Below are 21,417 nucleotides of genomic sequence, written 5' to 3'. Positions count from 1 at the left end.
TTAAATATGACAATACTAGATAAAATAATAGCATTTAAGAAGAAGGAAGTTGCAAAGATCAAAGCAGATGTTCCTATTAAGAAACTGGTAGAGAGTCCTAACTTTAAAAGAGAACCAATCTCTTTAAGAAAATCATTGTTAGAACCCTATTCAACAGGAATTATAGCAGAGTTTAAAAGGCAGTCTCCATCCAAAGGAATTATCAATGATCAAGTAAGTGTAGAAGATGTTACTACAGGATATTTAGAAGCCAATGTAGCAGCACAATCAATCTTAACAGATACATCTTTCTTTGGAGGAACTATGGTAGATCTAATGCAAGCCAGATCCATCAACACAGAGAAACCTATTTTAAGAAAAGACTTCATAGTAGACGGTTTTCAAATTGTAGAAGCCAAAGCAATCGGAGCCGATGTAATTCTGTTAATTGCAGCTTGTTTGACCAAAGAAGAAATAAAAAACTACGGAAAACTAGCCGAAGAACTTGGATTAGAAGTATTGTATGAAGTACATACCCAAGAAGATTTAGATAAGATAGAACTTAGCAATAAGATCATTGGAATAAACAACAGAAACCTAAAAACATTTGAAGTTGATCTTGAACATTCCATCAATTTAGCAAGTCAGATTCCTGACGATTGTGTACGAGTATCTGAAAGTGGAATTAGCGACCCAAGAATTATTACAGGATTAAAAGAATACAATTTCAAAGGATTCTTAATCGGTGAAAACTTTATGAAAGAAGAAAATCCGGGATTGGCCTGCGAAGAATTTATCAGTCAGATTAGATAAAACAAATCAACAAGTAAAGTATAACAAGATGAAACTAAAAGTTTGCGGAATGAAATACATAGAAAACCTACAGTCGGTTGCCGATTTGCAGCCTGATTATTTAGGGTTTATTTTCTATGATAGATCGCCAAGAAACTTTGAAGGAATCATTCCTGAGCTGCCTAAGAAGATCAAAAAAACAGGAGTTTTTGTGAATGAGATTCCGGAAATACTAATCTCCTTAGCACAAGAGTACAAGCTAGAAGCTTTGCAGTTGCATGGAGATGAAACGGTAGACTACATTCAAGTATTGAAAGAACACTTGAAGAAAGTAGAGATCATCAAAGTATTCGGAATTAAAGATGATTTTGATTTCTCTTTATTAGAACCTTATAAAGATGTAGTCGATTATTTTCTTTTTGATACTAAAGGAAAAGAAAGAGGCGGCAATGGAGTGAAGTTTGATTGGTCAGTATTGAAAGAATATCCGTTGCAAAAACCATTCTTTTTAAGTGGAGGAATTGGAGTTGAAGATGTGGAGGAAGTAAAAAAAATAAAGAATTCGGGGTTGCCTGTATATGCAATTGACATCAACAGTCGATTTGAAACCAAGCCCGGATTTAAGAATATAAAATTGATTAAAAAATTTAAACAATCTGTCATTACGAGTATATAAGTTCGAGCGAAATCGAGAACAAAAACGAAGTAACCTTATGAATGAATAAAGATTGCTTCATTGCATTCGAAATGACCTGAAAAGTATAGTATGAAATCAAAATTTCAACCTGATGAGTTCGGATATTTTGGACAGTTTGGAGGAGCTTATATCCCGGAACTGTTGTATCCAAATGTAAAAGAGATCGAAGATAATTATATACAGATCATCGAGTCAGAAGAATTTCAAAAAGAGTACAAGAGCTTACTAAAAGACTATGTAGGAAGACCCAGTCCGTTGTATTATGCAAAACGATTGTCTTCAAAGTACGGAGCACACATCTATTTGAAAAGAGAAGACTTAAACCATACAGGAGCGCACAAAGTAAACAATACCATTGGCCAAATACTCATTGCAAAAAAGCTGGGGAAAACCCAAATTATTGCAGAAACAGGAGCGGGGCAACACGGAGTTGCAACTGCTACCGTATGTGCTTTGATGGGGTTGGAGTGTACAGTGTTTATGGGAGAAACAGATATTCAACGTCAAGCACCAAATGTAGCTCGTATGAAAATGTTGGGAGCTAAGGTTGTTCCGGCTACTAGCGGAAGCAAAACCTTAAAAGATGCTACCAATGAGGCCATTCGTTACTGGATTCAAAACCCACATACATTTTACTTGATCGGTTCTGTAGTAGGGCCACATCCGCATCCGGATATGGTTGCTCGTTTGCAAGCAGTAATTTCTGAAGAAATGAAATGGCAGTTAAAAGAGAAAACAGGAAAAGAAAATCCAGATACAATCATTGCTTGTGTAGGAGGAGGTAGTAATGCAGCCGGTGCATTTTACCATTATATGGAAGATGAAGAGGTAGAGCTGATTGCTGTAGAAGCCGCAGGATTGGGAGTAAATTCAGGAGAGAGTGCTGCCACTTCACAGTTAGGAGAAGTAGGAATTATACACGGAAGCAAAACTATTTTAATGCAAGACGAGTATGGGCAAATAGTTGAGCCTTATTCGATCTCAGCCGGATTGGATTATCCGGGAGTAGGACCTTTACATGCTTTCCTATATGAGACAAAAAGAGCCAAGTTTATGAATGCTACAGATAAAGAAGCATTGCAAGCGGCTTATGAGCTGACGAAGATTGAAGGAATTATTCCGGCTTTAGAAACAGCGCATGCTTTGGCCGTATTACCTAAAATAGAGTTTACTAAAGATCAGGTGGTTGTGATAAACCTTTCTGGAAGAGGAGACAAAGATTTAGAAACCTATATCAAACATTTAGAAGAGTAAAAAAATAAAATTGTCACCTCGAGCGGAGTCGAGAGGTAATGACAATTTTAAAATAGTTCTCGACTCCGCTCGAACTGACAGTAATTATGAATTCGATACAAAACATATTTCAGAACAAAGACCAAAATATCCTCTCAATCTATTTCACTTCAGGTTTTCCGGCGTTGGATGATACAACAAAAGTGATTCAAGGATTGAGTTCATCGGGAGTAGATTTTATTGAAGTAGGATTGCCGTACTCTGATCCGTTGGCAGATGGTCCTACCATTCAAAATAGTAGTCAGAAAGCATTGAAAAACGGAATCAATTTAGATATCGTTTTTGATCAGCTATTACAGATCAAAGAAAGCAATACAACCCCATTGGTATTGATGGGGTATTTAAATCAAATGCTAAAATATGGTGAAGATAAGTTCTGTCAGAAGTTAGTTGATTGCGGAATTGATACAGTAATTATTCCCGATTTACCGATGGTCGAATATGAGAATCATTATCAAGCTCTATTTCAAAAATACGGAATCAATAATGTGTTTTTAATCACGCCGTTAACCTCTGAAGAACGAATTCGTAAGATCGATTCTTATACACAAAGCTTCATTTATATGGTTGCTTCAAGCTCTATTACAGGGGCAAAAGGGGAGATTTCACAACAGCAGATCGATTACTTTGAGCGAATTAAAGCGATGAATTTGCAAAGTAAATTGATCATTGGATTTGGAATTTCTGATCATCAGACCTTTTCAAAAGCTTGTGAATATGGGAACGGAGCAATTATTGGTTCGGCATTTATTAGGTTCTTAGAAGAGAAAGGAATTGATAAAATTTCTGATTTTGTGAAAAGTGTCACCTTTTGATTCACTGTTTTTTATGTGTGTGGTTAGGCAACTTGTTACTTTCGTTGTTCAACAAACCCTAAACACAATACACAATGAAAAAACTTTTTACACTCACATTAATCTTTATGTCTTTGGTTCTCTATGCACAGGAGTATAAAGACATGATTGCTTCCGGTAATTTTACTGTGAAACAAATTCAGCAAAAAGCTGAAGAATACTTCGAAGGAAAAGAAAAAGGAAGAGGATCCGGTTGGGTCCAATACAAACGTTGGGAATATTTTGCATTAAAAGATCAAGATACCAACGGTTACCTAAAAGATCCTAATTATCTGTATACAGAATGGAATAGATATTCGAAGGTGCAAAATACCAATAACGCTAATAAGACAAACGGATTTAACGACGATTGGTCTGAAGTAGGACCTACCTATTGGAATCCAACCATTGGTTGGAATCCAGGAGTAGGAAGACTTGCAGCTTTTGCGGTAGATGCATCTAACCAAAACCATATTATTGTTGGATCTATTGGTGGAGGAATTTGGAAAACTACTGATGGAGGAACAACATGGCAACCCTTATCAGACAATCATGGAAATATGTATAGTTTTTCTTTAACCATAGACCCTAACAATTCATCAACTTATTATTGGGGTTCTTACGGAGGAAGAATATATAGATCTACTGATGGTGGTTCGGTTTGGAAACCTGTGGGAAACGCAGGAGGTAGTAGTATTTTAAAAATAGTAGTGCATCCAACAGATTCTAATATCTTATTCGCATCATCTCAGTATGACGGATTATACAAATCTACAAATGCAGGAACGACATGGACACAAGTTGTTCCCGAAAGTTCTTTCGATGTAGAGTTCGATCCAAATGATAGCTCTATTGTATTTGCATCAGGATTTGATGTTCATAGATCTACAGATTCAGGAAATACATTTACTAAAATTTCAGGATTTGGAGATGGACCAAAAATGATAGGTGTTACTCCGGCGGATTCGAATAGAGTTTACATAGTAGAAGCAAACGGAAATGTTTTTGGAGCTTTTTACAAATCTTCAGACAATGGCGTTTCGTTTTCTAAATTAGATCATGGAAATAAAAATTTCTTTGGATATGATTCCAATGGTTTAGATAATTTAGGGCAAGCTCCAAGAGATATGGGGATTGCCGTTTCTAGAACTGACGCAAATGAAGTTCATATAGCAGGAATCAACTCGTGGAGATCTACCAATGGAGGGAGCGACTTCTCAATCACTTCTCAATGGACACCAGATGATGCAGCTAATGAAGGTGTTGGATATTGCCATGCTGATATTGATGATATCGAATTTGTAGGAAATAATTTATATGTTGTTACAGATGGCGGAATCTTTATTTGTGAAGATACATCTGATGTTAACACCAATTATTATAAAGATTTATCTACTGGATTGGGAATTAGACAGTTCTATCTAATGGGGATTTCTCAAACAGATCCGGTAGTAATCTCTGCAGGAGCTCAAGACAATGGTACTTCAGTTTTTAATAGCAATGGAACTTGGGTAGATTGGCTTGGAGCTGATGGTTTTGAGTCTATCGTAGATGTGAAAGACCCTAAAATTTTATACGGAACCATCTATAACGGGATCCTGCTTAAGTCTTTAGATCAGGGGCAAACAGTTATACAAGCTAATAGACCAATGCCTACAGGATGGGTAACTCCACTTGAACAAGACTCAGATGGCTTTCTATATTTTGGAGGAGATCGTGTTTTTAAATCCGAAGATGGAGGGAACAGTTGGACTACGATCTCTCAAAATTTTGGAAACTTAACAAATCAGGTAAAAATAGCTCCTTCAGATTCTAAAATCATTTATGCTTCTGTAGGATCTAGTTTGTATAAATCCAAAAAGGGAGGTACAGATGGAGAGATTTGGGAAGAGTTATCCGGATTTACTGGGATTATTAACAGTATTGCTGTTCATCCAACCGACCCTGATAAGGTAGCTATTGCTGTAGCAGGAGATTCAGAAAAAGTATATAAGTCTACAGATGGAGGAACTTCATGGACCGGATATAGTAACAATCTTCCAAACTTTTCGCCTTATACTTTGGTATGGGATAATAATGGAAGAGATGGCTTATACCTAGGGATGAACTATGGAATATATTATATAGATGATGAGTATACGGAGTGGAATTTGTTTAACAACAACTTGCCAAATGTTAAAGTAACCGAATTAGAGATAAATTATGTAGACAATCATATTTACGCTTCTACCTATGGAAGAGGAATATGGAAATCGCCAAAATTTAACCGTACATTAAGTGCGCAGAATCACGTCTTAGAATCTTTAAATGTATACCCAAACCCAGCTAATGATGAATTGAAAATCTCGTGGGATAGAGCAGAAGATGTTTCAGTAAGACTGTTTGATGCTAGAGGCCAATTGGTCTATTACAATAAACAAACAAGTTTAGTAATTCCATTAGAGATCAATACCTCACAGTTAGCTGCCGGAGTTTATTTCTTAAAAGTAAATTCTTCAAAAGGATATGCAACTAAGAAAGTAGTAGTAAACTAATATACCATACAAAAAGCAACCTGTACAGGTTGCTTTTTCATTTGATAAAATAGGGTATGTTGAAAAAATAAATGATTTTATTAATTCCGTTTTGGATTGAAAATCATCTGTTAAGAAAATCTTAAAATGGCATATTGGATTGATTAAAGTTCTAACTTGTTGACCTTTATCAAAAACAAACACTTATGTCAACTAAATTCTTAACTGTTCTAGCACTTCTAGCAACAGGTTTGATGTCAGCACAAAACTCGCTGATACGTATGCCAAGCATAAGTCCGGATGCCTCAGAACTGGCTTTTTCGTACCAGGGAGATATTTGGACCTACAACTTTAACACACAACAAACAAAAAGACTTACTGTACACGAAGCTTATGAGGGAAATCCGATATGGAATTCTAACGGAACTCAACTAGCTTTTAATTCAAACAGAAAAGGAGCTAACAACGTTTTTACCGTTTCAAAAAATGGAGGCGCTCCTAAACAAATTACTTATTATCCTACCACAGACACACCTTATGATTGGACCAAAGGAAACGAGATCGTTTTTACAACCAATCGTGTTTTAAAAGGACCGGAATGGGATGCACAAACCTATGCAGTAAATGCAAACGGAGGAACTCCGGAGCGTTTGATCACAGCATTGGGTAGCATGGCAACCGTTTCTCCAAATGGGAAATTTATTGCTTATGCAAAAGGAGCATGTCGTATTTCACGTGAAGATTATTCAGGATCGGCACAACGCGATATTTGGATTTACAATACAGCTACAAAGCAGTATGTGCAAATTACAGACTCTTCAAAGAACGAGCATTCTCCACAGTGGGATGCTGCCGGAAACTTATACTACATTGGAGCCGTAAGCGGACGTTATAACATTTACAAGCAAGCGATTTCTTCAAATGGTTCTGCACAAGGAAGACCACAAAAATTAACCAATCAAAGAAAAGACGGAGTTGTTTCTTACTCAGTAAGTGACAACGGAACCATAGTGTTTTCAACAGCATTTAATGTATATCAGATCAAGAATGGATCTACTAAGAAGTTATCATTAAACTTAACTACTGATTACCGTTTTGAAGAAGAAAAAACAACTACTACTTCCGGAGGAATTTCTTCTTTTGATGTATCTCCAAACGGAAAGTTAGTTGCCATGGAGATCAACGGAGAGATTTTTGTAAAGCATAACAACAAAGAAAAAAGACGCTCTAACAATGTGAGTAATCATAGTTTTAGAGATCGTGATCCACAATGGATTAGCGATAAAGAAGTGATCTTTATTTCTGATAGAGACGGACATAATGAAATTTATATTTCTACGTCAAAAGATACCTTGGTAGGATTGGAAAGAAGTTTGAAGATCGATACCAAGAAATTGACTAAAAGCAAAGAAGATGTATACGACTTGATCGTATCTCCAGACCATAAGAAAATAGCTTATAGAGTTGGACGTGGCGATTTAATGGTTGCTGATATTAAAGGAGGAAAGATTGTAAACCCTAAAGCCTACTCATCAGGATGGGCAGCAGCAGAAGGAGTTAGCTGGAGTCCGGATAGCAAGTATTTAGCATACTCTCAAGAAGATTTAGATTTTGATAGTGAAATTTTCATTCAATCTGTAGACAATCCGGCAGATAAGATCAATATTTCTATGCACCCAAGAAGTGATTTCTCACCGGTATGGAGTCCGGATGGAAAGAAGATCGCTTTTACTTCAAATAGAAGTGGTAACAGAGGAGGAATCGATTTTGATGTATGGATGGTTTGGTTAAAGAAAGAAGATTGGGAGCGTTCTAGAACTGATAGAGAAGACGGAGATTACTACCCTGCGAAAAAAGAGAAGAAAGGAAAAGGAAAGGGTAAAAAGAAAGTAAAAGTAAGCATAGATAAGGATAGAATCTTTGACAGATTGGTGCGTATTACTCGTTTACCGGACGATGAGTTTGGAGGCGTATTTAGCCCAGATAGTAAATATATTTACTACTCTGCTACAGACCCGGCTACCAACAGCAGAAGCTTTTACAAAGTAAAGATTGACGGACGTAGCCCAAGAGCCATTAAAGGAACTTCTAGAGTAGGAGGATTTGCAGACATCAACGGAAAATTCTACTTCACTTCCGCAGGAAGATTGAAAGAGTTGAATCCAAAATCTGATAGAGTAACTTCTTTACCACACTCAGCAAAATACAGAGAAGATTTTAAAGCCATTAACGAGCAAATGTTTGAAGAAGGAACACGTGCATTAACGATGGGATTCTATGATCCAAACTTCCACGGATACAACTGGAAGCAATTGATCAAAAAATACAAGCCTTTAGCATTAAGAGCCAGTACAGAGCAAGACTATAGTTTCATCTTTAACCTATTGTTAGGGCAGCTAAACGCGAGTCATATGGGATTCCGTGCAGGTACTTCAGAAAGAACCAACAGCGACAACATTGGATTGCTAGGGTTGGAAGTAAAGAACACATCTAAAGGAGCTAGAGTAGAGTATGTACTTAAAAACTCTGTAGCTAACAAATCTAAAGTAAACCTAAAAGTTGGAGATGTAATCACGGCTGTAAACGGACAAAAAGTAGGAGCTAATACCAATTTCTACAGCTTGTTAAAGAATAGCAGAGGTGATGAGGTTCTATTAACTTTAGCTAACGGAAAAGAAGTAGTGGCAAGAACATCAGGAAGCTTGCGTACACTTCAATACGAAGCATGGGTAGCTTCTAGAAAAGCGTTGGTAGACAAATATTCAAACGGTCAATTAGGATACATCCACATTCAAGGAATGAATGCTCCAAGTTTTGAGCGTTTTGAGCGCGAACTAAAAGCTAGCGGATATGGTAAGAAAGGAATTGTGATTGATGTACGTTACAACGGTGGTGGTTGGACTACAGACCGTTTAATGGCGGTATTAAATGTAGATCAGCATGCATATACCATTCCTCGTGGAGCTGCTAAGAGCTTGCAAAAAGAGAACAAGAAATTTGCAGGAAACTATCCGTTTAACGAGCGTGCAATCTTATCTGTAAATACAAAACCAAGTATTGCTTTGTGTAATGAGAACAGTTATTCAAATGCTGAAATCTTTTCACACGCATACAAGAACTTAGGTTTAGGAAAACTAGTAGGTATGCCTACGTTTGGAGCTGTAATTTCTACCGGAGGTTACGGACTGACAAAAGGATTTGTTCGTATGCCATTTAGAGCTTGGTATGTGAAAAAGTCTGGAAAGAACATGGAAAATGATGCACCGGCAGTTCCAGATTTTATTGTAAAGAATGCTCCGGGATGGGGAGCTAGAGGAGAAGACGATCAGTTGAAAAAAGCTGTGGATGTTCTTCTAAAAGAAGTGAGGTAGTATTGACTCCTCCCTAACCCTCCTCAAGGAGGGATGTAAGATTTGTCCCCTTGAGGGGACAACAGGGGTGTAAAAATAAAAAGCGAACCAAATTGGTTCGCTTTTTCTATTCATAAACAGATGCTCCTTTTAAAATGGTTAAAAAGTTTTCCCATGTAGGGATATTAGCATTTGTACCTGTTTTCATATTGTCATAGTAGCCTTGGACATCTTCAGTATATGCTATCAAGGCTTCTAAGTAACTTTCTAAAGTTCTATTTTCCCAATTAGAAGGGTTTTCTTTTAGATCTTGACAAAGCTCTTTAAGTTCATCGGTAAATTGTTCTTTAGTCATTTTCATAAACCTTCTCACCATTCAAGTAAGTTGCTACAGCTTTGGTTTTAGGAATCTTCTCTCCGGCTACTTCCATAATGTTTTGATCTAAGATTACGAAATCAGCAAACTTTCCAACTTCAATACTTCCTTTCTCGTTCTCTTCAAAATTAGAATAGGCAGCCCAAATAGTCATTCCTCTTAAGGTTTCTTCTCTAGATAAAGCATTTTCCATTTGATATCCGCTTTCAGGATATCCATCTAAATCTTTACGCACTACAGCCGCATAAAAGGTTAAGAAAGGACTTACTTTCTCTACCGGATAATCTGTTCCTAAAGCTACTTTACCATAAGTGTCCAACAACTTTTTATAAGCATATCCGCCTTTGATTCTATCCGCCCCAACACGATCTCCTGCCCAATACATATCACTGGTTGCGTGTGTAGGTTGAATGGATGGAATTACATTTTCGAACAATTCAAAATCGTTCATATCTACTATCTGAGAATGTTCGTTTCTCCAACGTCTGTCTTTTGCATCTCCTAGAGCATCTTTATAAACTTTTAACACCCAATAGTTGGCAGAATCTCCAATGGCATGTGTGTTCATTTGATAATCTGAAGCAGCAATTTGCTTGGCTATCTGCTGATATCTTTCAGGAGAATAGATCAAAGCACCAAAATGATTTTCTCTATCGCTATATGATTTTTTCATGGCAGCACCACGAGAACCTAAAGCTCCGTCTCCGTATACTTTGAACGAACGTACATTCATACGATCTGTTTTGTAAATTCCTTTTTGAGTGTAGTAATCCAAGTTTTCTTGACTTGCAGATACCATGGCATAAACACGCATCTTTAGATCACCTGTTTTTTGCAAACTATCCATAAGCTCAATCTCCTTTCTCGCTAGTCCGGCATCATCAACAGTTGTTAAACCATAGCTAAAATTGATCTTTTGAGCATCCATCAAACCAGAAATCGCTTCTTTGGTAGAGGTGTTTGGCATTTTGATATAATCCATTGCCCTGTCGATCAAAACTCCTGTGAGTTTTCCGTTTTTGGTAATGAATTCGCCTCCTGTGATATTCTTTGGGAAGTTGGTTTCAGACAGACCAGAATAGTTTAAGGCAGCTTCGTTTACCAATAAGGCATGACCGTCTACTCGTTTTACAGCCACCGGAGTACGAGGAAATAACTTGTCTAGCTTTTCCTTGGTAGGAAATTCTTTTACCTCCCAATCGTTCTGATCCCAACCACGTCCGGTTACATAATCAACCTTTTTTTCATCTATAAAATCAGAGATCTTTTGTAATACCTCGTCGTAACTTTTGGTTCCTTCCAAACTCACTTTCTGAAGTTGTAACCCGTAACGGAAAAAATGACAATGGGCATCAATCAATCCCGGCACCAAGGTTTGTCCTTTGGCATCAACGGTATTACCAGCTGTATATTTTTTGGTGATCTCATCACTGCTTCCTACGGCTACAAACTTTCCGTCTTTTACGGCAAAAGCTTCTGCCTTGCCAAACGCATCATCAACAGTATAGATATTGGCATTGGTAACAATCAGATCTACTTCCTCTTGTTTGCAAGAAGCAAAAGCCAAAAGGATAGACAGAGAATAAACGAGTTTTTTCATGCTTATGGTTTTACAGGCGTATTGTCGTATAAATATTTATCCATCAAATAGATGATGCTGGTCATAGAAGCACTTCCTAACTCCAACTCACGTTTGTTTACTTTGTCAAATGTATCTCTTGAAGTATGGTGATAATCAAAGTAACGCTGACTGTCTGGTCTGTATCCAACCAAGGTAACAGTTTCATTTTTTAAGGGCGAAATGTCTGCACCGCTTCCTCCTTTGTCAAGATCGTGCAATCCATAAGGACTCAATAATTTTTTCCAACTCTGCAGCAATTTGGTATTTCCATCATTGGCATCAATAGAAAATCCTCTTGGTGTATGTCCACCAGCATCAGATTCTAATCCTCCAATATGATTTTCTTTGTTCACTTTTGCCAAACGAGCATATTCTTGTGCTCCGCGAGTTCCGTTCTCTTCATTCATAAAGAAAACCACGCGTAATGTGTTTTTAGGGCGAATTCCATTTTTCTTGAACAGGTATGCTACTTCCAACGATTGTACAACTCCCGTTCCGTCATCATGAGCACCTTCACCCAAATCCCAAGAATCTAAATGACCTCCAACAACAATAATATTTTCCGGAGTTTCAGAACCTCTGATCTCTCCAACCACATTAAATGAAGGAGCATCCGGTAAAGTCTCGCAGCTTTGCTTGAAATAGAATTTTAAGTTTGGATTTTTCTTTAGATCAGCACTTAGATTTTCGGCAGCTTTTGAACTGATAGCCGCAGTAGGAATGTACTGTTCTTTTGGAAGATCTCTGTAGCTCATGGTTCCTGTATGAGGAAAATCGTCAATGCTATTGGTCATAGAACGAACAATTACTCCTTTGGCTCCGTATTTACCACAAACAGCAGCACCAAAAACACGCTGTCCTACACAACCTCCATAGGCTTGAAATGTATTGATCAAAGTATCATCGAATGGGCGATTAAAGAAAACGATCTTTCCTTTCATCTGATCTCCTAACTTTTCTGCTTCATCCAAGCTCTTTACTTCAATCACTTCTGCCGTTACTCCGCTTTTAGGAGTAGCCACAGAAAATCCTAAGGCGCAAATGGCAACATCTTTCTTTTGCCCGTTTACGGTGTAATGAGCTTCTTCTTTTTCTCCACGAACCCAATGAGGTACCATTACAGGTTGTAACCATACAGAATCCAGACCTACTTCCTTCATTACTTTTTCTCCCCAGACAACAGATTTAGCAGCTTCCGGTGAGCCTGATAATCGTCCTCCAATGTTTTGTGTTAGATCGCGCAGCCACTCGTAAGATTTACCTTCTGTTAAGGCAGTATTGAAAAATTGTTTGATATGAGTAGAGTCTATTTTTTCTTCTGCAGATAAAGCTTTAGAACTTACTGTAGGTTTCTCATTCGTCTGGCAAGCAATCACTAATAGAGAAGCGAAAGCCAGCTGTACTAATTTTTTCATGTGTTCGTTGGTTTTTAGGCTTCTAAAAGTACAAAATCCAATTAAGATAGTTTGTTTTGTATGGCCGATTTATATCTCCTTAATTCTTTGATGACCTTAGGGGCTAATAATACAAGTCCGATCATGTTTGGAACCATCATGGCAAAAACCATGGCGTCGGAAAAATCGACAACAGAATTTAAGGTTGCAGCCGCTCCTATAATGGTAAATAAACAGAAGATTACCTTGTAAATATTTCCGGTTCTTTTCTTTCTTCCAAATAAGTAAGACCAAGATTGATATCCGTAATAAGACCATGAGATCATAGAAGAGAAAGCAAAAAGGATCACGGCAACAGTTAATACATAAGGGAACCATGAAATACCACTTTCCAAAGCTTTAGATGTTAAAATAGCACCTTGTTCAAAGGTAACAGCATTTCCGGCAGTGATTTGTCCTGTAATAATAAGTGCTAGGGCTGTCATGGTACATACAACAACCGTATCTATAAAAGGTTCTAATAAAGCAACCAGTCCTTCGCTGGCAGCATAATTGGTTTTTACTGCAGAGTGAGCAATAGAAGACGATCCAATTCCGGCTTCGTTTGAAAAAGCACCTCTTCGGAATCCTTGAATCATAACACCTACAAGTCCTCCGGCAATTCCTTCAGGGTTAAAAGCACCTTGAATGATTGCTTCAAAAGCAGCAGGAATCTGCGAAAAGTTCATTCCTAAGATGGTTAGCACAGCTAAAACATAGACAACTACCATAACAGGAACTACCTTATCGGTTACTTTTGCGATCTTTTTGATTCCTCCAATAATTACGATCCCGGCAAAAATGGCCATTACGGTACCAAAGATCCACCCTTGACCATAGATAAAGCTTTCTTCTCCTCCGGTCACATATTCAAAGAGTTTGAAGGCTTGGTTTACCTGAAACATATTTCCTCCACCAAAAGAACCTCCCACACACATGATGGCAAAGAGTATGGATAAAACTCGCCCGATCTTTCCGATCCCTAATTCTTTCAACCCGTTTCTCAAATAGTACATAGGACCACCAAACACAGTTCCGTCGCTATCGATCTCTCGATATTTGACACCTAAAGTACATTCGACAAACTTAGAAGCCATTCCCAGTAATCCTACAACAATCATCCAAAAGGTAGCTCCGGGACCTCCAATAGATAATGCAATGGCAACTCCGGCAATATTTCCCAATCCAACGGTGGCTGATAGTGCGGCAGTAAGCGCCTGAAAATGGGAAACTTCTCCATTGTCATTATCACTTTCATCGGATTTGTCGACGTGATCGTATTTTCCTCTTACAACATTGATGGCTGTAAAAAAGCCTCGGAAATTAATTCCTCTGAAGTAGAAAGAGAAATACAGTGCTCCGCAAACTAAAATGATCAATACCCAAGGGATACTGATGTTTTGGGTAATTGGAATTTCATATAAAATAGCATTTGTATACCAATCTGTTGCATTGGCAAAGGATTGATCTATTCGTTGGTCTAAGGATTGTGTGTTTTCTTGAGCGAACGAGGCAATCGAGCCCATAAAAAAGAGTAGTGTTGTAATGTATTTCATCTTGTTTGAATTGATGAAGCTAAATTGCTTAGAATCAATACAGAGCGAAAGGTTACGCAGTGATGAAATTTAAAAGGAAGAATGCTTAAGCATGGGGTTAAGCATGGTTAGTCATTGCAAGAAATAGTAGCATAGGAGAGTAGATCGTTCTCCAAAGCGTAGGTGATAAGTTGTTCTTTTCCGCCGGAACCGGAAATGTTTAGTACTTTTTTGATCTGATAAATATGTGTTTGAAAACCATCTACACTAATGTTCATAGCTTCTGCAATCTCTGTATAGGATTTTTTCGCCCCACAAATACCCAAATTAGCCAAGACTTCTTTTTGACGATCAGACAGTTCTACAGCAGAATCTTTTTTAAGTTGTTCGTACTTTTTCTGTTGTTGATTCAGATCGGATTTTAGATTTTTGATTGTGTCTAAATGACTTTCATTGGCTAATAATAAAGTCTCTTGTTCTTTTCTTAATTGCTGATTGTCTTCTTTAAGTTTGATAAACTCACTTTGCTGTTCTTCTTTTTCAGCTAATAACTTCCAGCTATAAAGTAAGATGGTAAATAAGAGAATGAAAAGAAATTTGAATGATAAAGAAGCAATCACACCAATCATGTTCCAAGTTGCAATATGCATCCATTCAGCAGCTTGTTCTGTAGGAATGATACGATGAGTTACCGCAATAACGATCATTACAAACAAGGCAAATGTGGGTAAATACATAAATCGCATTCCCCTCTTTCTAAAGGCCTTGTTCAACTCTTGTAAGAGCGCAATAGCTACCACTAATGAAATAGGAATATCAATAAGCCAGATCACATTATTACTAGCGTCTTGTTGACTGTTGCTGTAAAAGGAAATGAGAAAGACGGAAGAGATCATAAAAAGGATTCCACCAAAGATCATAAAGACCTCTTTGTTAGTAAACCGTTCTATGATTCGTATAACCAGATTTCGTTTGCCATGATGTTCTATAGAGGGTATAGACATCAAAATAAATAAAGAGTTGATTAGCGAAAAGAATACTCCTAAACTAACAATGACCTTGTCTTCATTGGCAACATCAAAAAAGGAAATAAGAATGATATTAATGAGTGCGCCTAATCCCCAAGAGAAAATTGCCAAGGCAAACCATTTGATTCCTTGAATGGAGATAGCTTTCGCATTTCGTAGTTTTTCTTTGCTGTAGATTCTTTGAATGACAAAACCCGTAAGAATACAGACAATAGCGGTAATGTAATAAGAAAGCATTGTTAGCATGTGATCTTCGATCTTTCGAGGAAACTAAGGTAACAATATTTAGTTGATCTCTACATGAATATGATCATCATGTCTAACAGCTTTGCAACCTTGAAAGCGTATTTTTGAAGAAGAGAGTCTTAATCGTCTTTTGAGATGAGGTTCAATAAATACCTTTTTCACTTTTGGGTTTTGTGTGAAAAGCTCAACTAATTCTTTTGTAGCTTTTTCATTTAATGATAATTCTTTGTGAACTCCAAAAGTTAGGTACTTAGGATAATCATATTGCCAAGCACCTTTTTCTTTACATTCTTTGGTTTGATCAAATTCATTCTCTTTAGGTTCTTCAAAAACACCATAACCACTATTTGATGGTTTGCGATTGGTTATTATTCCATTTTGATCATTATAAATGAATGAGATGTCAATTTTTTTACCATCGTTATGACTCAAATGAGGTAAGAGAGGAAATCCGTCGAAAAAAGGAAAGTTGGCATCGAGATATATTAATTGAATTTCGTGGAAACGATTATTGACTTTGGAAGCGATATCTATAAGACTTTCGTGTAGATCTTTAGAGACATAGTTCCTATTCAACAGTCCTGTCAAAAAATTATGAGCCCGCATGTGGGTGTTTGTTTGTACCTGCACTCTTCCGGAAATGAAGGAAGATGTATTTGGCACTACTAAATAAGTAGCAAAAAGATAAAGAGAAGCAAAAACAAGAAATCTTTTGAGTCTATATCGTTTCTTTTTTCTTTTGATGATAAGCACAGAAAATAAATAGATAACACCTCCTATTTGTGTTATAAGAGTTAAAAGAACAAAAACAAGAATATGGATGATTCCTTTGATCATCTATTTTAGTATCAAAAAGTATTACCTAAAAAGGCAATGCCTTTAAAAATCAAACTTATAAGTAAATCCTCCTAAGACCTGAAAACCTTGCACATTAAAGTTTGCAAAACGCTCATAGTCTGAATTTAAGATGTTGTTTAGTTTTACAAATACCGAAACAAAATCATTAAAGTGATATCCTCCGTTTAAGTTTACATCTACATAAGCATCTAGGTTCTGCACTCCACTAATGGTTGAAGGAAATACTCCTGAATACAATAAATCTTTACGCTCTCCAACAAAGAAAACATTTGCAGAAGCATACCATTTATGATTCTTGTATTTTCCAAAAACAGCACCTTCCATTTGCGGTAAGTTCCATGCTTCTGTTTGATTTGTGGTTGTGTACGAATTGAATTGTGCATTTCCTCCTACAACCAAACGTTTGGTAACATCAATCTCCAATTCTCCAAAGATCGATAAGGTTTTGATATCATCATACAAGACTCCAAATGAGTTCCCGTATTCAAATCCTAACAAAGGATTAAAGGCGTTAAAAACACCGTCGGATTTAGAGTTGTTTCGCACAAACAAAGCTCTGTCTTCATCACTTTTATAACTTGCTCTGATATTAAAGCTTACATCGGAAGAAAATTTACCATTGATTCCTCCAAACACATTGTATTGCTGATTGGTTTGTGTTAGGAACAAGGTTGGCGATACAAATGGATTTTCTTCACTTAAACTTCTAAAAGAATTCAGCTGCAAATCACCACCGGCTCCTACGTAGATATTTGCCAATTTGGAAACCAAAGGATAGGTTAACTGAATATCAGGATATGCTAGGAAATCCGTCAAACTATTCTCCATATCTAAAGACAAGTATACTTTGGTTCCTAGTTTTACATTTAAATCTTTCCAGTCAAAACGATAGGTAGGATTCAATCCAACATTTAAAAAGCTGTATTTTACATTAGCAGTACCTGCATAACTTTGCTCAAACTCTCCGCTTAGATAATCAATAGAGGTTTTTAAGTTCAGGTCTTTCCAATTTCTGTTAAAACGATCTAAAGGAAGTTTAAAATTAGGCTTTAAGCTAAACTGAATTTCTTTGCTTCCAAAATTATCGTCAAACATACTTAAGGATGCACTTACATCATCAAAATAAGACTCTTTAAAAACCATTTCACCTTCTAGTTGGTAAAAACCATAGGTTTGCTCTTCTTGAATAGAAGCAATGGTTTGAGTATCAAAATTAATGGCAGGTAACCCGTACCAGTTGTATTTCTGACGTTCTATATTTCCACCGATCTTCCATGTAAAGTAACGTTCTTCTTGTAAGTAATAAGCACCAACTTTTATGTCGGTAAACCCATTGTCTAAAGGCGTATTTTCAACTCCGTCTTCAGAGGAAATGTATTTCAAATAAATTCCAAAGTCATTATCAAATTTACTATTCTGATGTAGAAATGCTTCTACAAATGGAGTGGTGTAATTACCAAAACCTGCAGCTACATAATTATCGAACAAACGTTCTTTTTTTCCAACGTCAATTCCTTTAACAACCCCACTTTTAGGAACAAAAGTAGAAGCAACAGGAGCAGAGAAGATCTTATAAGTTAATTTCTGCTTTTCTGAGTTCTTACTTAATATAATACGTGGACTTTTCTTGATCTTAAAGGCATCAGATACAGTAGGAGTATAAGAGGTAACTACCCTTACAACTGTTGGGCCTATGGTATCTTTCTTTTTATCTTTTGGCTTCTCTTGAGAAAATACTTGTACAGAAGCTAAAACAAATGCGAATACTATTAAAACACTCTTTTTCATCAATTCTTAATTTTTAGGAGTTGTTACAGAATTATTGGTTTTGGCTTCGTTGAGTTTGATCTTCTTCAATTCATTTTTAGCATCGTTAATGATGTCGTCGAATTGCTTGAAGTTCTTAATGATATTTTCTAAAATATAGGTAGCCTGATAAGGATCGTTGTTTTCTAAGGCATAATAGTTCTTAGCCATGATGATAAAACTTTTGGCTCCCCAATATTTATAGGCCGAATAATCTGAAGTAATAGTTTGAATCACTTTATTAGATTCAGCATATTGTTTTTTCTCATTTTTGAAATAAGCATTGTAGTATAAAGCTTCAGCTTTTAACTCACCACGAGCATTTCTCTCTACTTCTCTGTAAAATTCTTCTGCTTTTGGATAATCTTCTGTTTGGAATGCGGAGCGAGCAATAATGATCTTCGCATCGTACTCTACAGTAGAATCTAACTTGTCTTGTAAAAGAATCTTTTCTGCATAGTTTACAGCTTTTTCGTACTGACCGGCTTGGTAATATCCTTTCATCAAGTTACTCTGTGCAAATAAGATGTTTTGAGGGAAGTTAGCCTCTTGCTCTAATCGTTCCAGCAAAGGAATTGCGTTTGCCCAATCTTCTTTTTCCAATAAGATCTGTGACAGTTTGTTAATGGCTTCTTCACTAAACTCACTTTGAGACTGCCCTACTACATATTGATAATGTGGAATTGCACTTTCTTGTTGATTGGCTTTTGTTAGCAATTGTGCCAGATAGAAATTGGCTTTTAAAGCGTTAACTCCATTTGGGAATCCTTGAATATATTTTTGGAATCGAATGATCGCCTCTGCTTCATCGTTCTCTCTAAATTTATTCTCAGCAGATTCGTAAGTATCGTTGTCCAATTCGGCATTAGGCACATTTACAATGTCAAGCCCTTTTGTCCAAGTCGCATATTCATCAACTTTACCAATATCAACGTATACATTTCTAGCATTCTTAATAGCCTCTAAAGCCTCATTAGAGTTTGGGTATCTAGAAACAAGGTCTTTGTAATTGGTTAAGGCCTTTTGATTTTCGTTGTCATTGTAATACAAAAGACCATCTCTTAGTAAGGCTCTTGGGTTGTAAGAACTTCTAGGATGATTTTGGAACAGTCTTTTATAAGCTCCATGTGCTTTATCGTTGTCTTTTAAAGAAGCGTAAGTGTTTCCTAACTGGAACAATGCATCATCTCTAAAATTAGACAACTCAAAATTGGTTAAAAGCGTTTCTAATTCTTGTGTCTTTTTATCATTATCACCTAAGAAACCATAGCTCATTCCCATTTGATATTGCGCATAATCGGCTCCGGTTCCTACTTGATCTACAACCACTCTGTACGAATTGATCGCATTTTTATAATCTCTTTCTGCATAATAACTATCACCGGCTCTAATGATGGCGTCATCATTCATGCTTAGATCTTCATTTTTAGTCTGAATGAAATTTTGGAAAGCTTTTACCGCTCCAGCATAATCTTTCAGCTTAAAGTAACTGTATCCAATATTGTAGTCAACTTGTGCATACTCTTCGGTATCTCTGGCTGTTGCATTTTTTCTGAACTCAAGAAACATATCAAGAGCTTCTTTATAGTTCCCTAATCTGTAATTGGCCTCTGCATTCCAGTATTGAGATTTAGCTTTGATACCGCTATCTATAGATTTGATTCCTTCTAAAGAATAGGCTAAAGATTCTTGCAGTTTATTTTCATTGAACAATTGAATGGCTCTGTAATAAGAAACCTCATAACTCAATTCTTCATTTTGTTTGCTCTTTTTCTTTGCTAAGTAGTTAAGAGCTCCTTGATAATCTTGTTGGTATAGATAGGAAGTAACAACCAATCCGTTAATCTCATTATAACTAGGATTCTTTGGGTAGGCTTTCAAGAAATCTTGCAATACTTCTGCAACACTCTTGTAAGGATTCCCTTCTTCATAACTCAGCTTTGCATAGTTTAGAGCAGCATCCTCTTTTACTTTTGGATCGAAATTCATTTCACTGGCACTTTTAAATGCATTCAGTGCTTCTGCTTTCTTTTCTAAGTACAAGTAACACTCTCCTAAATTGTAGTATGCCTTTTGAGATACATTGTTTTTCTCATCAATGATCTTATTGAAATTACTTACAGCATTTTCAAAATCGTTTTGCTTGAAATAAGCATATCCTAACTGATAATAATCTGTGTTGTTCCATTTTCCTTTTTTTCCTCTGTATTCTTTTAGGTAAGGAATGGCTTCTTCGTATTTTTTAAGGTTGAAATAACTTTCTCCAACGATCTTTGCAATCTCAGAACGATCTTTTGGCTTTGCCTTTTCCAACAGTTTCTTTCCTACCTCAATACACTTTTCAAATCGCCCTGCCTTAAAACTAATGTCTAATAAATAGTAAGTTACCTCACTTTTATATGCTAAATCATCGGCAATTTCTTCCAACGTCTTTTCAGCAATGTCATAATCCTCTTGCTTGTAGGCAATATATCCGAAGTAATAGCGAGAATCATTTCCGTACTTAGGATCATTGATGAGCCTAGCAAACTTAGTTCTTGCCAAACTTAGATTTCTGGTTGATAAAAAGGAGTATCCCATTTTAAAGTTCAACTCTTTTCTGTTTGCTTCAGAAAGAGCATCCAGATTTACTTTGGAATACCACTTTAAAGCATAGGCTGCTTTCTTGTTGGCAAAGTAATAGTTACCAACATTAAAGTAGGCTTTATCTTTCTTGTTGCTGTTTGGATGATTTTCTACAAAGCTCAGTACCTTTTTGTCTGCATCTGTCTGATTCAAACGAATGGCGCACATAGCATCGTAATAATCAGCATCAGCTTTCAAACGCATTCTGTCTTCTGAGTTTTCAGATACATCTACAAAGGTCTTTTGAGCAGCAGCATAGGCTTTACTGTTAAAGAGCTTTACGGCATGATTGTAGTCTGCCATAAGGTTGATATCGATCTCAGATTGCTGGCTAAAAGCATTTACTGAAAGAATAGAAAAAAACAAGGCGGTTAGTGTTCGATTAAAAAAGCGATTTTTCATTGGAGAGTTTTTTGCTATTTACAAGAGATA

14 protein-coding genes are annotated in these 21,417 nt (G+C 36.7%); 6 read left to right on the top strand and 8 right to left on the bottom strand.

Annotated elements, in window-relative coordinates; translation table 11 throughout:
- Window positions 1–6: 6 nt before the first annotated feature.
- The 6 genes from trpC to ACFSRZ_RS03240 all read left to right on the top strand — a co-directional run bounded on the left by trpC (window position 7) and on the right by ACFSRZ_RS03240 (window position 9,478).
- Window positions 7–792, top strand: a complete 786-nt coding sequence (gene trpC, locus ACFSRZ_RS03265) for an indole-3-glycerol phosphate synthase TrpC (RefSeq protein ID WP_379665085.1) — start codon at window positions 7–9, stop codon at window positions 790–792.
- 49 nt (window positions 793–841) lie between these two features.
- On the top strand, window positions 842–1,447 hold the full coding sequence (locus tag ACFSRZ_RS03260) for a phosphoribosylanthranilate isomerase (RefSeq protein ID WP_379665084.1): 606 nt from the start codon (window positions 842–844) through the stop codon (window positions 1,445–1,447).
- A 90-nt stretch (window positions 1,448–1,537) separates the two neighbouring features.
- Entirely contained in the window at window positions 1,538–2,722 is a 1,185-nt protein-coding gene (gene trpB / locus ACFSRZ_RS03255) for a tryptophan synthase subunit beta (protein ID WP_379665083.1), read from the top strand.
- Window positions 2,723–2,808: 86 nt separating this feature from the next.
- Window positions 2,809–3,576, top strand: a complete 768-nt coding sequence (trpA, locus tag ACFSRZ_RS03250) for a tryptophan synthase subunit alpha (protein WP_379665082.1) — start codon at window positions 2,809–2,811, stop codon at window positions 3,574–3,576.
- 74 nt (window positions 3,577–3,650) lie between these two features.
- Window positions 3,651–6,128: a T9SS type A sorting domain-containing protein gene (locus ACFSRZ_RS03245; protein ID WP_379665081.1), complete on the top strand. Its 2,478-nt coding sequence runs from the start codon at window positions 3,651–3,653 to the stop codon at window positions 6,126–6,128.
- Between the two features lie 185 nt (window positions 6,129–6,313).
- Window positions 6,314–9,478, top strand: a complete 3,165-nt coding sequence (locus tag ACFSRZ_RS03240) for a S41 family peptidase (RefSeq protein ID WP_379665080.1) — start codon at window positions 6,314–6,316, stop codon at window positions 9,476–9,478.
- 106 nt (window positions 9,479–9,584) lie between these two features.
- Here the strand turns inward: ACFSRZ_RS03240 and ACFSRZ_RS03235 are convergent, their stop codons facing one another.
- The 8 genes from ACFSRZ_RS03235 to ACFSRZ_RS03200 form a co-directional block, all read right to left on the bottom strand.
- Window positions 9,585–9,812, bottom strand: a complete 228-nt coding sequence (locus tag ACFSRZ_RS03235; RefSeq protein WP_379665079.1) for a DUF7660 family protein — start codon at window positions 9,810–9,812, stop codon at window positions 9,585–9,587.
- Complete coding sequence (locus ACFSRZ_RS03230) at window positions 9,805–11,433, bottom strand: amidohydrolase (RefSeq protein ID WP_379665078.1); 1,629 nt, start codon at window positions 11,431–11,433, stop codon at window positions 9,805–9,807. The genes ACFSRZ_RS03235 and ACFSRZ_RS03230 overlap by 8 nt, the downstream gene beginning before the upstream one ends.
- Window positions 11,434–11,435: 2 nt before the next feature.
- Window positions 11,436–12,869 carry a M20/M25/M40 family metallo-hydrolase gene (locus ACFSRZ_RS03225; protein WP_379665077.1) on the bottom strand — a complete coding sequence of 478 codons (1,434 nt, stop codon included), beginning with the start codon at window positions 12,867–12,869 and terminating at the stop codon, window positions 11,436–11,438.
- Window positions 12,870–12,910: 41 nt separating this feature from the next.
- On the bottom strand, window positions 12,911–14,443 hold the full coding sequence (locus tag ACFSRZ_RS03220) for an alanine/glycine:cation symporter family protein (RefSeq protein ID WP_379665076.1): 1,533 nt from the start codon (window positions 14,441–14,443) through the stop codon (window positions 12,911–12,913).
- A 107-nt stretch (window positions 14,444–14,550) separates the two neighbouring features.
- Window positions 14,551–15,687, bottom strand: a complete 1,137-nt coding sequence (locus ACFSRZ_RS03215; RefSeq protein WP_379665075.1) for a helix-turn-helix transcriptional regulator — start codon at window positions 15,685–15,687, stop codon at window positions 14,551–14,553.
- Window positions 15,688–15,735: 48 nt separating this feature from the next.
- Entirely contained in the window at window positions 15,736–16,533 is a 798-nt protein-coding gene (locus ACFSRZ_RS03210; protein ID WP_379665074.1) for a hypothetical protein, read from the bottom strand.
- Between the two features lie 42 nt (window positions 16,534–16,575).
- Window positions 16,576–18,342 carry a hypothetical protein gene (locus ACFSRZ_RS03205; RefSeq protein ID WP_379665073.1) on the bottom strand — a complete coding sequence of 589 codons (1,767 nt, stop codon included), beginning with the start codon at window positions 18,340–18,342 and terminating at the stop codon, window positions 16,576–16,578.
- A 6-nt stretch (window positions 18,343–18,348) separates the two neighbouring features.
- Window positions 18,349–21,387, bottom strand: coding sequence for a tetratricopeptide repeat protein (locus ACFSRZ_RS03200; RefSeq protein ID WP_379665072.1), 3,039 nt, complete (start codon window positions 21,385–21,387; stop codon window positions 18,349–18,351).
- Window positions 21,388–21,417: the final 30 nt, after the last annotated feature.

The organism is Pseudotenacibaculum haliotis (assembly GCF_042684245.1).
GTDB classification, from domain to species: Bacteria; Bacteroidota; Bacteroidia; order Flavobacteriales; family Flavobacteriaceae; genus Polaribacter; species Polaribacter haliotis_A.
This window is presented reverse-complemented; position numbering and strand designations above follow the sequence as displayed.

Excerpts from the sequence above, each read along its gene's own strand:
- trpC (WP_379665085.1), top strand. The coding sequence starts at position 7 with ATGACAATACTAGATAAAATAATAGCATTTAAGAAGAAGGAAGTTGCA.
- ACFSRZ_RS03260 (WP_379665084.1), top strand. The coding sequence starts at position 842 with ATGAAATACATAGAAAACCTACAGTCGGTTGCCGATTTGCAGCCTGAT.
- trpB (WP_379665083.1), top strand. The coding sequence starts at position 1,538 with ATGAAATCAAAATTTCAACCTGATGAGTTCGGATATTTTGGACAGTTT.
- trpA (WP_379665082.1), top strand. The coding sequence starts at position 2,809 with ATGAATTCGATACAAAACATATTTCAGAACAAAGACCAAAATATCCTC.
- ACFSRZ_RS03245 (WP_379665081.1), top strand. The coding sequence starts at position 3,651 with ATGAAAAAACTTTTTACACTCACATTAATCTTTATGTCTTTGGTTCTC.
- ACFSRZ_RS03240 (WP_379665080.1), top strand. The coding sequence starts at position 6,314 with ATGTCAACTAAATTCTTAACTGTTCTAGCACTTCTAGCAACAGGTTTG.
- ACFSRZ_RS03235 (WP_379665079.1), bottom strand. The coding sequence starts at position 9,812 with ATGACTAAAGAACAATTTACCGATGAACTTAAAGAGCTTTGTCAAGAT.
- ACFSRZ_RS03230 (WP_379665078.1), bottom strand. The coding sequence starts at position 11,433 with ATGAAAAAACTCGTTTATTCTCTGTCTATCCTTTTGGCTTTTGCTTCT.
- ACFSRZ_RS03225 (WP_379665077.1), bottom strand. The coding sequence starts at position 12,869 with ATGAAAAAATTAGTACAGCTGGCTTTCGCTTCTCTATTAGTGATTGCT.
- ACFSRZ_RS03220 (WP_379665076.1), bottom strand. The coding sequence starts at position 14,443 with ATGAAATACATTACAACACTACTCTTTTTTATGGGCTCGATTGCCTCG.
- ACFSRZ_RS03215 (WP_379665075.1), bottom strand. The coding sequence starts at position 15,687 with ATGCTTTCTTATTACATTACCGCTATTGTCTGTATTCTTACGGGTTTT.
- ACFSRZ_RS03210 (WP_379665074.1), bottom strand. The coding sequence starts at position 16,533 with ATGATCAAAGGAATCATCCATATTCTTGTTTTTGTTCTTTTAACTCTT.
- ACFSRZ_RS03205 (WP_379665073.1), bottom strand. The coding sequence starts at position 18,342 with ATGAAAAAGAGTGTTTTAATAGTATTCGCATTTGTTTTAGCTTCTGTA.
- ACFSRZ_RS03200 (WP_379665072.1), bottom strand. The coding sequence starts at position 21,387 with ATGAAAAATCGCTTTTTTAATCGAACACTAACCGCCTTGTTTTTTTCT.